The sequence below is a fragment of the Streptomyces neyagawaensis genome (assembly GCF_023516595.1).
Classification (GTDB): Bacteria; Actinomycetota; Actinomycetes; order Streptomycetales; family Streptomycetaceae; genus Streptomyces; species Streptomyces neyagawaensis.
Window position 1 is genome coordinate 174,317 of record NZ_JAMGBG010000010.1, and the last position, 12,761, is coordinate 187,077.

At 71.8% G+C, this 12,761-nt stretch carries 9 protein-coding genes; 4 read left to right on the forward strand and 5 right to left on the reverse strand.

Annotated elements, in window-relative coordinates:
- Nucleotides 1-4: 4 nt before the first annotated feature.
- The 4 genes from M8J73_RS05805 to M8J73_RS05820 form a co-directional block, all read right to left on the reverse strand.
- Nucleotides 5-1,291 carry an aspartate aminotransferase family protein gene (locus M8J73_RS05805; protein ID WP_055537539.1) on the reverse strand — a complete coding sequence of 429 codons (1,287 nt, stop codon included), beginning with the start codon at nucleotides 1,289-1,291 and terminating at the stop codon, nucleotides 5-7.
- A 61-nt stretch (nucleotides 1,292-1,352) separates the two neighbouring features.
- On the reverse strand, nucleotides 1,353-2,195 hold the full coding sequence (locus tag M8J73_RS05810; RefSeq protein ID WP_055537540.1) for a nitrilase-related carbon-nitrogen hydrolase: 843 nt from the start codon (nucleotides 2,193-2,195) through the stop codon (nucleotides 1,353-1,355).
- Nucleotides 2,196-2,404: 209 nt separating this feature from the next.
- Complete coding sequence (locus M8J73_RS05815) at nucleotides 2,405-4,006, reverse strand: hypothetical protein (protein ID WP_055537541.1); 1,602 nt, start codon at nucleotides 4,004-4,006, stop codon at nucleotides 2,405-2,407.
- A 195-nt stretch (nucleotides 4,007-4,201) separates the two neighbouring features.
- Nucleotides 4,202-4,474: a helix-turn-helix domain-containing protein gene (locus M8J73_RS05820; protein WP_055537542.1), complete on the reverse strand. Its 273-nt coding sequence runs from the start codon at nucleotides 4,472-4,474 to the stop codon at nucleotides 4,202-4,204.
- A 73-nt stretch (nucleotides 4,475-4,547) separates the two neighbouring features.
- Between M8J73_RS05820 and map the strand changes: the two genes are divergently transcribed.
- Both map and M8J73_RS05830 read left to right on the forward strand, forming a co-directional pair.
- A complete protein-coding gene (gene map / locus M8J73_RS05825; RefSeq protein WP_055537543.1) occupies nucleotides 4,548-5,315 on the forward strand; it encodes a type I methionyl aminopeptidase in 768 nt (255 codons plus the stop codon).
- 180 nt (nucleotides 5,316-5,495) lie between these two features.
- A complete protein-coding gene (locus M8J73_RS05830) occupies nucleotides 5,496-8,081 on the forward strand; it encodes an ATP-dependent Clp protease ATP-binding subunit (RefSeq protein ID WP_249828316.1) in 2,586 nt (861 codons plus the stop codon).
- A gap of 16 nt (nucleotides 8,082-8,097) precedes the next feature.
- Here the strand turns inward: M8J73_RS05830 and ggt are convergent, their stop codons facing one another.
- Nucleotides 8,098-9,906: a gamma-glutamyltransferase gene (gene ggt / locus M8J73_RS05835; RefSeq protein ID WP_055539064.1), complete on the reverse strand. Its 1,809-nt coding sequence runs from the start codon at nucleotides 9,904-9,906 to the stop codon at nucleotides 8,098-8,100.
- Between the two features lie 218 nt (nucleotides 9,907-10,124).
- Here ggt and M8J73_RS05840 point away from each other — a divergent pair, with 218 nt between their 5' ends.
- On the forward strand, nucleotides 10,125-10,880 hold the full coding sequence (locus tag M8J73_RS05840) for a hypothetical protein (protein WP_055539065.1): 756 nt from the start codon (nucleotides 10,125-10,127) through the stop codon (nucleotides 10,878-10,880).
- A 148-nt stretch (nucleotides 10,881-11,028) separates the two neighbouring features.
- Nucleotides 11,029-12,621, forward strand: coding sequence for an alpha/beta fold hydrolase (locus tag M8J73_RS05845; protein WP_055539066.1), 1,593 nt, complete (start codon nucleotides 11,029-11,031; stop codon nucleotides 12,619-12,621).
- The last annotated feature ends 140 nt before the right edge of the window (nucleotides 12,622-12,761 follow it).

Below are 12,761 nucleotides of genomic sequence, written 5' to 3' on the forward strand. Positions count from 1 at the left end.
GGTGCTACCGAATGCTCCTCAGAGCACGTTCGAGGGCGTCGGCACCCTCCTCCGCCTCGGCGACGGTGAGGGAGAGCGGGGGTGCGATGCGCAGGGCGCTGGTGTTGTGGCCGCCGCCCTTGCCGATCAGCAGGCCCTCCCGGCGGGCGGCTTCGAGGACGGCGGCGGCCGCGTCCGGGTTGGCCTCCTCGGTACCCGGCTTCACCAGCTCGACACCGATCATCAGACCCCGGCCGCGGACCTCCTTCACCTCCGGCACCTGCGCCGTGATCGCCCGGAGCCGCTCGATGAGCAGCCCGCCGACGCGGCGCGCGTTGCCCTGGAGGTCGTGCTCGACCAGGTAGTTGAGGTTGGCGAGGCCGGCGGCCATGGTGATCTGGGTGCCGCCGAAGGTGGAGATGGAGTTGCTGTCGAGGCAGTTCATGACCTCGGAGCGGGCGACGACACCGCCGATGGACATGCCGTTGCCGATGCCCTTGGCGAAGGTCATGATGTCGGGCGGCCCGTTCTGCCCGTGCGCCTGCCAGCCCCAGAAGTTGTCGCCGGTGCGGCCCCAGCCGGTCTGCACCTCGTCGGCGATCCACAGCACGCCGTGCCGCTGGAGCACCTCGCGGAAGGCCGCGTACAGGCCGTCCGGCGGTGAGGTGAAGCCGCCGACGCCCTGGATCGGTTCGGCGATCAGCGCGGCGGGCGGCCGGACATGGCCGAGGAGGTCCTCCAGGTCGGCGACGCAGGCCGCGATGAAGTCGGCGTCGCTCAGATCGGCGTAGGGGCCTCGGGTGCGGACGCCGCCGTGCACGTACAGCGTCTGGAGCGGGGACAGCGACGTCGGTGACCAGCCCTTGTTGCCGGTGATGCCGACCGCGCTGAAGGAGCGGCCGTGGTAGCTGTTGCGCATCGCCAGGATCTGGTTGCTCTGCCGGTACGTCGTCGCCAGCAGCAGCGCGGTGTCGTTGGCCTCGGTGCCGGAGGTGGTGAAGAAGACCCGGGCGTCGGGGATGCCGGACATCTGGGCGATGCGTTCGGCCAGTTCCACCATCGGCCGGTTGAGGTAGAGCGTGGAGGAGTGGATGATCCGCCCGGCCTGCTCGCTCACCGCCTTGGTGACCTCGGGCAGGGCGTGCGCCGTCATCGTGGTGAGGATGCCGCCGAAGAAGTCGAGGTACTTGTTGCCGGCGGCGTCCCACACATGACGGCCCTCGCCGTGGGTGATCTCCAGCGGGTCCGCGTAGTAGAGCGCGAGCCAGTCGGGCAGCACGGCCTTGTGGCGGCCGAGCAGTTCGTCGGTCACGGCTGCACCACTCCTTTCACTGCGGTACGGGTGGGGCGTGTCAGGGCTGTACGTGCCTACGTCAGGGCTGTACGAGTCCTTCGTACGCGTCCGGCCTGCGGTCCCGGTAGAACGCCCACTGCGTGCGTACGTGCTCGATCAGGTCGAAGTCCAGGTCCCGTACGACGAGTTCCTCGTCCTTGTCGCTCGCGGTGTCGCCGACGAACTGGCCGCGCGGGTCGACGAAGTACGACGTGCCGTAGAAGTCGTTGTCGCCGTACTCCTCCACACCGACGCGGTTGATCGCGGCGACGAAGTACTCGTTGGCGACGGCCGCGGCGGGCTGTTCGAGCCGCCACAGGTGGGAGGAGAGACCGCGGTGCGTGGCGGAGGGGTTGTAGACGAGCTGGGCGCCGTTCAGGCCGAGCTGGCGCCAGCCCTCCGGGAAGTGGCGGTCGTAGCAGATGTAGACGCCGACCTTGCCGACGGCGGTGTCGAAGACCGGCCAGCCGAGGTTCCCGGGCTTGAAGTAGTACTTCTCCCAGAAGCCCTTGACCTGGGGGATGTGGTGCTTGCGGTACTTGCCGAGGTAGGTGCCGTCGGAGTCGATCACGGCGGCGGTGTTGTAGTAGATGCCGGACTGCTCGACCTCGAAGACCGGGACGACGATCACCATGCCGGTCTCGCGGGCCAGCTCCCGCATCCGCGTGACGGTCGGCCCGTCGGGCACGGGTTCCGCCCAGGCGTAGTGCTCCGGCTCCTGCACCTGGCAGAAGTACGGCGCGTTGAAGACCTCCTGGAAGCCGATCACCTTCGCGCCCTGCCGGGCCGCCTCGCGGGCGTGCTCGACGTGCTTGGCGACCATGGATTCCGTGTCGCCGGTCCAGGTCGCCTGGACGAGGGCGGCGCGTACGACGTTGGCCATGTCAGCTGCTCCTTCGACCGGGAAGTCAGAGAGCCTCTACGCCCGTAGAAACAGGCCGTAGAGGCTTGAAAGTAAGCCTCGCCGACGGGCTGGGCAAGACCATCGCCGTTAACCGGCCGAGTCGATCACGTTTCGCACTCCAGTGGGTGATCGCCTCGCCGTGCCTCGGCGTCCGCGCACGGAGAGCCGGTCGCGGCTCCCGGTGACCGTCAGGCGAGTCCGGCGACGCGCAGGGCGTGCGCCACGTCCCGGTGGCGGTCCTCCGACACGGCTCGGGCCGCTTCCACGACCATACGGGTCAGCCGCTGTGGGTGCGCCTCCGCGACGCGCGCCGCCTCCTCGGGCGTACGGACGCGTACATACGCATCGAGCAGCGCACGCGCCTGCCACTCGCGCCCCTCCTCGGCGAGGCCGAGCACCGCCTCGCCGATCTCCTCGGAGGGCCGCCCGACACCCTGCCGCAGCATCTGCTCCCCGTCGGTGACGCGCCCCACGGCGTTCAGGGCGTCGACGACGGCGACCAGCCTGTCCACGGGCAGCGAGGCGGCCTCCCACAGCAGGGTCGCCCAGTCGGCGCCCAGTCCTGCCCGGTGCATGTCGGCCGCGAGCAGCGGGAAACGGGCGGCGGGCCAGTGGGCGACCTCGACGAGCAGGGCGTGCGCCTCCCCGCTGCGCCCCTCCTTGCGCAGCCGCAACAGCCGCTCGACGGTCCCGGCGACCTCCCGCCGCGCCTCGTCGTCCAGGGCCTGCCGGGCCGGCCGCTCCGGCCGCTGCGGCGGCGCGGCCTCCTCGGTGACCCCGGCGTAGCGAGCGCCCCGGCGGGCACGCGCCTGGGGCGCGGCCGCCTGCGCGGGCGCGCTCTCGGGCACGACGACGGGCACCTCCTCCGCCTCCACGGCACCGGCGAAGCGTGCACCACCCCGGGGACGCCGCTTGGCCCGCTTCTTGGACGTCACCGCCTCGACCTCGGGGTCGGCGGCATCGTGCGCGGGGTCGTGAGCGTCGAACGCGACCTCATGACCCTGGGCTTGGGCCTGGGTATCACGCCCGACCGTGTGGGCGTCGTACCCGACGCCGGGGGCCGCGTAGGGGTCGTGCGCACGGCGGTCGTCCGTCCGGTCCGTCGGCATGCCGTCGCGCGGGCCCGCCGGGACCGCGCCCTCCGGGCCCGCGTACGTGCGGCCGGTGCGGCCGCCGGGTGTCGCCGCCTCCGGGGCGCGCCCTTCCGCCTCCGGCGCCCGGGAGAAGTCCCTGGCGGGGTCGTCCGGAAAGCGCGTCGCGCCCCGCACAGGCAGGTGCGGGGCGCGACGGTCGAGGTTCTCCATCCGGGCGCGCAGTTCGGCGCAGCGGGCTGTGGCCCGTTCGTGGTCGTCGTGGGCCCAGGCCAGGTCGAGACGGAGGGACTCGGCCTCCTCCCGGGTGGTGGCGGTACGGAGGCGGCGGTCGAGTTCGGCGGTGCGCTCGGCGGCGTACCGCTGCTCGCGGAGCATGACGTCGAACCGGTCGCCGAGGGCGTCCCGGCCGCCGGGCAGGGCGTCGTACGCGGCGAGCGAGGCGCCGTGCAGGGCGCGGGCCCGCGCGGTCTCCTGGGCGGCGACCGCGGGACCGTACGCGGTGTGGAGGTCGTGCATGAGCGCTTCGACGACGTCCCACGGCGGGACCTCCAGGCCGTCGAGGCAGGCCCGCATACCGTCCGGGTCGCGCCGCCAGAAGACGGCGCACCAACCTCCGCCCTGGTCCAGCTTCGTCATCAGCTTGTTCAGGTAACCAGCGAACTCCCGAACCTCGCCCGGGAGTTGATCCACAGCCATCCCATGCTCCCCGGCAGACTGGAGTGCCCCGGTCCGCCAGAAAACACCAGCCGTGTTACAGAAAGGCTACGCGGAGTTTTCGGACCGGACGCAGTGTGCTGTGCGCGCCCGTCCGGCGGCTGTGCGTAAGGGATTCAGGCCACGCGACGACAGGCTCCGGCCAGGCGCCCGCACGGAAGGCGCCGCTCCGCCCGCTCAGGCCACCGCCGCCGGCGGCACGGCCTCCACCGGTGTGCAGCGTCCGGCGAGTTCGTCCATGGAGAGGCCGAGCGTGCGGGCCAGGGCGGAGATCGTGAAGAAGGCCGGGGTGGGGGCGCGACCGGTCTCGATCTTGCGGAGCGTCTCCGCGGAGATGCCCGCGCCCGCGGCGATCTCCGCCATGCTGCGACCGCCGCGGGCTTCCCGCAGCAACCGGCCGAGCCGCTCGCCGCGTTCGCGCTCTTCGGGGGTCAGTGGGGTGCGCACCATGCGCCCATTCTAATACCGACCCCCACCGGGGAACCGGTATTAGAATTGGATGTCGACCGGTATAGTAATTGGCATGGTGGAACTGAAGACGGACGCGTCCATCGACGCGATGTACGAGGCCGGGCAGGTCGTGGGGCGTGCGCTCAGCGCGGTACGGAAGGCCGCAGACGTGGGTGTGTCCCTGCTCGAACTGGACGAGGTGGCGCGCGAGGTGCTGCGCGAGGCGGGCGCCACGTCGCCGTTCCTCGGTTACCGGCCCTCGTTCGCGCCGACCCCGTTCCCGGCGGTGATCTGCGCCTCGGTGAACGACGCGATCGTGCACGGCATCCCGACCTCCTACCGGCTCAGGGACGCCGACCTCGTCTCCATCGACTGCGGCGCCCACCTGGGCGGCTGGGCCGGTGACTCGGCGATCAGCTTCGTCGTGGGCGAGCCGCGCCCGGCCGACCTGCGGCTGATCGAGACCGCGGAGCGGGCCCTGGAGGCGGGTATCGAGGCCGCCGTCGTCGGCAACCGCATCGGTGACATCGCCCACGCCATCGGCTCGGTGTGCCGTGCCGCCGGGTACGGCGTCCCCGACGGCTTCGGCGGCCACGGCATCGGCCGCCATATGCACGAGGACCCGTCCGTCCCGAACGAGGGCCCGCCGGGGCGGGGGCTGCCGCTGCGGCACGGCCTGGTGCTCGCGATCGAGCCGATGCTGACCGGCGGCGGCAAGGACGGCTACCACGCGGCCCCGGACGGCTGGACCCTACGCACGGACGACGGCTCCCGCGCGGCCCACGTGGAACACACGGTGGCCATCACGACGGGGGGACCGCGGGTGCTGACCGCGCGGTAGAGCGCCGCCTGCGGCCCCGTGCTTTCCCGATGAAGGCCGGGCCGCAGGCCCAAGCCTTCAGGGGCGCGGGGAACTGCGCGAGGAACCACGACGAACCCGCACCCGCCCACGAACGCCGCACCCCCGAGCTACTAGGCGCCCCCGGGTGTAGCCGCGCAGCGACAGGGCACTCGCGTGCCAATGAACAGCGGATTCCCGGGGCCCGAGGGCTACGGTCCGGACCCCTTCAGTGAGTTCCTCGCACGCTTCTTCGGCGGGCCCCGCCCCCAGCGCCTCGAGATCGGGCGGCTGATGAGCGGCCAGGCCCGGCAGCTGGTGGCGGACGCGGCGGCGTACGCGGCGCAGCACGGCAGCAGCGACCTGGACACCCAGCATCTGCTGCGCGCCGCGCTCACCGCCGAGCCGACCCGGAGTCTCGTGGCCCGCGCGGGCGCCGATCCGGACGCGCTCGCAGGGGAGATCGACGAGCGGTCGGGCCCGGCCCGGCACAAACCCGGCCAGGGGCCGGCGCCCGCGTCGCTCGCCCTGACACCGGCGGTCAAACGGGCCCTGCTGGACGCCCACGAGCTGGCCCGTGCCGCCGGCTCCGGATACATCGGCCCCGAACACGTCCTGAGCGCCCTCGCGGGCAACCCGGACTCGGCCGCCGGGCACATCCTGAACGCCGCGCGCCTGTCGGCCGCGTCGCTGCCGCCCGAGGCGTCCGAGCCGCCGCCGAACGGCACCCAGCCGGGACTGCCGCGCCCCCTCTACCCGCAGTCGGAGCTGCCGCGCCGCGCGGCCACGCCGACCCTCGACAAGTACGGGCGCGATCTGACCGAGCAGGCGCGCCAGGGCCGTATCGACCCGGTGATCGGGCGGGACGAGGAGATCGAGCAGACCGTCGAGGTGCTGTCGCGGCGGGGCAAGAACAACCCGGTCCTCATCGGTGAGGCGGGCGTCGGCAAGACGGCGATCGTGGAGGGGCTGGCGCAGCGCATCGCCGAGGGCGACGTGCCCGATGTGCTGGCCGGGCGCCGCGTGGTCGCCCTGGACCTGTCGGGGGTCGTCGCCGGTACCCGCTACCGGGGCGACTTCGAGGAGCGGCTGACCACCATCGTCGACGAGATACGAACGCACTCCGAGGAACTGGTCGTCTTCATCGACGAGCTGCACACCGTCGTGGGCGCCGGTTCCGGCGAGAGTGGCGCGATGGACGCGGGCAACATCCTGAAACCGGCGCTGGCGCGCGGTGAGCTGAACATCGTGGGCGCGACGACCCTGGAGGAGTACCGCAGGATCGAGAAGGACGCGGCGCTGGCCCGCCGGTTCCAGCCGGTGCTGGTCTCCGAGCCGTCCGCCGCCGACGCGCTGGAGATCCTGCGGGGGCTGCGCGACCGGTACGAGGCCCACCACCAGGTCCGCTACACCGACGAGGCGCTGGCGGCGGCCGTGGACCTGTCCGACCGGTATCTCACCGACCGGCGGCTGCCCGACAAGGCCATCGACCTGATGGACCAGGCGGGCGCCCGGGTGCGGCTGCGTTCCCGCACGAAGGGGACGGACCTACGGGCCCTGGAGCGGGAGATCGAGCAGCTCACCCGTGACAAGGACCAGGCGGTCGCGGGTGAGCAGTACGAGCAGGCGACGCGGTTGCGCGACCGTATCGCCGAGTTGAACGAGCGGCTCGCCGAGGGCCGCGAGGGCGACCGGGCCGACGACGGGCAGAGCCTGGGGATCACCGCCGAGGACATCGCCGAGGTGGTGTCCCGGCAGACCGGCATCCCGGTCAGCAGTCTCACCCAGGAGGAGAAGGAACGGCTGCTGGGGCTGGAGGAGCATCTGCACCAGCGGGTCGTCGGGCAGGACGAGGCGGTGGGCGTGGTCGCCGACGCGGTGCTGCGCTCACGCGCCGGGCTGTCCAGCCCCGACCGGCCCATCGGCAGCTTCCTCTTCCTCGGCCCGACCGGCGTCGGCAAGACGGAGCTGGCCCGCGCGCTGGCGGAGGCCCTCTTCGGCAGCGAGGACCGGATGGTCCGCCTCGACATGAGCGAGTACCAGGAGCGGCACACGGTCAGCCGGCTGGTGGGCGCGCCGCCCGGTTATGTCGGCCACGAGGAGGCCGGGCAGCTCACCGAGACCGTACGGCGGCACCCGTACGCGCTGCTGTTGCTGGACGAGGTGGAGAAGGCCCACCCGGATGTGTTCAACATCCTGCTCCAGGTCCTCGACGACGGCCGGCTCACCGACTCCCAGGGCCGCACGGTCGACTTCACCAACACGGTGATCGTCATGACGAGCAACCTGGGCTCGGACGCCATCACCCGCCGCGGGGCCGGGCTGGGCTTCGGGGCGGGAGGTGCCGAGGCGGCCGAGGAGGACCGGCGCGAGCGGATCCTCAGGCCGCTCAGGGAGCACTTCCGGCCCGAGTTCCTCAACCGCGTCGACGAGATCGTCGTGTTCCGGCAGCTCACGGCAGACCAACTGCGGCGCATCACCGACCTGTTGCTCGAACGGACCCGGGAGCGGCTGCACGCGCGGGGCATCGGCATCGAGTTCACCGAGCAGGCCGTCGACTGGCTCGCCCGCCACGGCCACCAGCCCGAGTACGGGGCCCGGCCGCTGCGCCGCACGATCCAGCGGGAGGTCGACAACCCCCTCTCCCGGCTGCTCCTCGACAGCCGTCTGCCGTCCGGCAGTCGGGTGGTGGTGGAAACGGAGGACGGGCGGCTCGCCTTCCGTACGACGACGCCGCCGCCCGCTCCGCGGGGTTCAGACGTGGGCTGAGGTGGGCTGACGCCGACTAGCGCGTCGGGTGCACCACCATCGCCGAGCCGCCGCCGCGGCGTACCGTCTCGGCGGCGGCCAGCCACTTGCCGTTCGGCAGGCGCTGGACGCCGGCGACCGCGCCGATCTCGGGGTTCTGCCGGAAGGCGTGCCCGATGGCTTCGAGCTGTCCCTTCAGGGGGCTGTTCCACAGGCCCGGTTCGAGTTCGGTGGTGGTCTGGTTGCGCTGGCTGGCGCGGGGCGCGGCGATGGCGTCGACCAGCGGCAGGCCACGGTCGAGGAAGCCGGTGAGGGTCTGCAGCACGGTGGTGATGATGGTCGCGCCGCCGGGCGAGCCGAGCGCCACCACGGGCTTGCCGTGCTTGTCGAGCACGATCGTCGGTGACATGGACGAGCGCGGCCGCTTGCCCGGGCCCGGCAGGTTCGGGTCGTGCACGGCCGGGTTGGCGGGGGTGAAGGAGAAGTCCGTCAGCTCGTTGTTGAGCAGGAAGCCACGGCCGGGCACGGTGATGCCGCTGCCGCCGGTCTGCTCGATGGTGAGGGTGTAGGAGACGACGTTGCCCCACTTGTCGGCGACGGTGAGGTGGGTCGTGCTGTCGCCCTCGTACGTGGTGGGCGCGGCGGTGCCGCCCGTGGGGCAGGCCGCCGGGTGGCGCGGGTCGCCGGGGGCGACGGGGCTGGTGAGCACCGCGTCGTCCTTGATCAGGCAGCCGCGGGAGTCGGCGTACCGCTGCGACAGCAGTTCCTTCGTCGGTACGTCCTCGAAGGCCGGGTCGCCCACCCAGCGGCCCCGGTCGGCGAACGACACACGGCTCGCCTCGATGAGGTGGTGCAGGTACTGGACGTCGCTCGCCTTCGACAGGTCGGTCCGCTCCAGGATGTTGAGTGCCTCGGCGACGGTGGTGCCGCCGGAGGAGGAGGGTGCCATGCCGTAGACGTCGAGTCCGCGGTACGACGCCTTGGTGGGCGCCTGGTTCTTGGTGCGGTAGGCGGCGAGGTCGGCGGTGGTCAGGTCGCCGGGGCGGGCGTTGTAGCCCGAAGCGGGGTCGACGGGCGGCTTGTTGACAGTGGCGACGATGTCCCGGGCGATGTCGCCCTTGTAGAGCGCCCCGACGCCCTCGCGGCCCAACTCGGCGTAGGTGCGGGCCAGATCGGGGTTCTTCAGCGTCGAGCCGATCACGGGCAGCTGTCCGCCGGGCAGATAGAGGTCGGCCGTGGCGGGGAAGTTGCGGAACCGGGCCTCGTTGGCGGCGGTCTGGGCGCGGAAGGTGGCGTCGACGGTGAAGCCGTCGCGGGCGAGTCTCTCGGCGGGCCTGAGCAGCTTGGCGAGCGGCCTGCTGCCCCAGTGGCGCAGCGCGGTCCGCCAGGTGGCGGGCGTGCCCGGCGTGCCGACGCTCAGTCCGCTCGTCACGGCCTCGGCGAACGGGATGGGCGTGCCGTTCTCCAGGAAGAGGCTCTCGTCGGCGCTGAGCGGCGCCGTCTCACGGCCGTCGACGGTGTGCACCTTGCGGCTCGCGGCGTCGTAGTAGACGAAGTAGCCACCTCCGCCGATGCCCGCCGAGTACGGCTCGGTGACGCCGAGGGCGGCGGCGGTCGCGACGGCCGCGTCCACGGCGTTGCCGCCCTTCCTGAGGACCTCGATCCCGGCGGCCGAGGCGTCGGGGTCGACGCTCGCCACGGCACCGCCGTAGCCGACGGCGACCGGCACCTTCTCGACGGGGTCCGTCGCGGCGGACGTCGGCGGCGCCGCCGCCCCCACCGACACCACGGCGGACACCGCCGCAAGAACCGTCAGTTTCCGCGCGACAGGGCGACGCAGACGCATCCGTACCTCCAGTCAACGACCGTTCGCGCAGACTAACGTGGCCGCCGTCCCGCCGTCAGCGGCGTCTCGGCCAACTGGCGGCCCCGCCACCCGCCCGCGCCGGGACGTCGTACGGGGCGATCCGCACAGGTCGCCGAGCAGACCCCGGGGCGGAGCCGGTCAAGGAATCGGACACGGATTCGGACAGTATTCGGTCGCGCCCGCTACCATGCGCGGCCATGAATGACGACGTGCGCAATATCGTCCTCGGCGTGATCGCGGCGGGCATCAGTGCCTCGCTGGGCTGGTTCGTCCGGACCTACCTGTGGAAGCGCAAGCTCCGCCGCAAACAGGCGTTCTTCGGGCTGCCCGAGAACTCCGAGTCGCTGCTGGTGGTCAACCGCGATCCGTCCAGCGCGGACATGGCGGTGCACCGCTTCGACGTGTTCGCGCTGCTGGAACTGTCCGCCCTGATCAAGGACTGCGGCGCGCACGCCCAGATGATCACGCAGGACGCGGCCCAGCAGGGCTTCGGCGAACGCACCGAGTTCTGTGTGGGCGGACCCGTCTCCAATCGCCGGATGGCCGCACACATCGGGGCCATGCTGCCCGGTATACGTTTCAACACCGATCCCGAGCCCGGCCCCGACCGGGCTGCCTTCCTGGTCGGCGACGACACCTACCGGCTGGAGCCCGGTGTCACCGAGCACGTCCTGCTGGCCCGGCTCACGACCGGCCAGCCGCACCAGGCCCGGCCGGTCTTCCTGTTCTGCGGCCAGCGGGCCATCACCAATCAGGCGGCCACCCGCTACCTCGCCCGCCACCACGAGCGACTCCACCGCAAGTACGGCACCGGCAACTTCGTCCTCCTGCTGAAGGTCGTCAACTCCCAGGCGTACGGCCCCGATGTCGTCGAACTGGTCGCGGACGTCACCCGCGCCGCGCAGACACCGCCGGCGGCGCTCCCGGCCAAGGCGACGCACCGGGCCTCGTAGGGCGGGCCCCCAGGACGGGACGGGACGAGCCCCGCCGACGCGTTCACGCCAACTGTTACCGTCACGTAACTTACCGAGGAGTTACCTCTGGTAAGTCGCGGCGGTTACCGTCGGGTCACTTTGCACTGACACGAGTGAGGAGCGACCCGTGAGACACCCGCACGGCACCACATCGCGCACGGCGAAGGCCCTGCGCACGACGACCGTGGGGGCCGTCTCGGCCACCCTGGTCGCCGGCACGGCCCTCGGACTCGCCCCCGCCGCCCAGGCGGCCTCGGCCGACTCCCCCACCACCCGCTTCGTCGACATCACGAGCACCGACGGCACGGTCCTCAAGGCCAATGTCGTCGCCCCCGCCGACGCCTCCCGCACCTACCCACTGCTCGTGCTCCCCACGAGCTGGGGGCTGCCGCAGGTCGAGTACCTGGCCCAGGCGCAGCAGCTCGCCAAGGCCGGGTACGTCGTGGTCAGTTACAACGTACGGGGCTTCTGGGAGTCCGGCGGGTACATAGAAGTCGCCGGGCCACCGGACATGGCCGACGCCTCGAAGGTCATCGACTGGGCGCTCGCCCACACCCCGGCCGACGCGCGCCGCGTGGGCATGGCGGGGCTGTCGTACGGCGCGGGCATCAGCCTGCTCGCCGCAGCGCACGACAAGCGGGTCAAGGCGGTCGCCGCGCTCAGCGGCTGGGCCGACCTCATCGACTCCATCTATTCCGGGCGCACCCAGCACCTCCAGGCGGCGGCCGTGCTCGACGGCGCCGGCCGGATCACGGGCCGTCAGAGCCCCGAAGTCCAGGAGATCTTCAAGAACCTCTACGCGTCCAACCTGGCCAAGGAACAGGACATGATCGAGTGGGGGAAGAAACGTTCCCCCGAGATATATGTGGATGCCCTCAACACCAACGGCACGGCCGTCATGCTCGCCAACGGCTGGGGCGACTCGATCTTCCCGCCCAACCAGTACGCCGACTTCTACGAGAAGCTCACCGGCCCCAAGCGCCTGGAACTGCGGCCCGGCGACCACGCCACCACCGAGCTGACGGGCCTGTTCGGGCTGCCCAACGATGTGTGGACGGACACCCGGCGCTGGTTCGACCACTATCTGCGGGGTCAGGCCAACGGCATCGACGACGAGCAGCCCGTGCAACTCAAGTCCCGTACCGGCGGCGCCTTCGAGGGCTATCCGGACTGGAAGTCGGTCACCGCCACCCGCAAGAAGATCGCCCTCACGAGTGGCACCACGATCCACGCGAACGTCGACTCGGGTGCGAACGGCGGGGTGGTCTTCCTGTCCAGCGTCCTCGACCAGGTCGTCCAACTACCGCCCATGGCCTCGATACCGCTGCTTCCGCGCCGCTGGGCGGCCGTGTGGCAGTCGGAGAAGTACCGGACGACGCAGCAGGTGCGGGGCACCGCGAAACTGCACACCACGGTGACGGCCACCAAGGAGAGCGGCACCCTCGTCGCCCATCTGTACGACGTGGGCCCGCTCGGCCTCGGCAAGCTGGTCAGCCACGCGCCGTACACCTTCCACGGCGAGACGCCCGGCAAGCCGTTCGGCGTGGACCTGGAGTTGTTCTCCACGGCCTACGACGTTCCGGCGGGCCACCGTCTCGCCCTGGTCGTCGACACGGTCGACCCGCTCTACATCGAGCACAACCCGTCCGGCGCGCAGCTGACCTTCTCCTCGCCGCCGAACGACCCGTCGTACGTGTCGATCCCGCTGCGCGAGCAGTGATCTCCGGCTGCCGCCGGGCGGGCCTGGCCCCTGGCTACTGCGCGCCTGGCAGCAGCGTCCCCTTGCGCGACCGGGATGGAGTCCTCGGCCTCGGTCACCCCCAAGTGGAGGAACCGCTCATCGTAGTCGAGGCCCGCGCC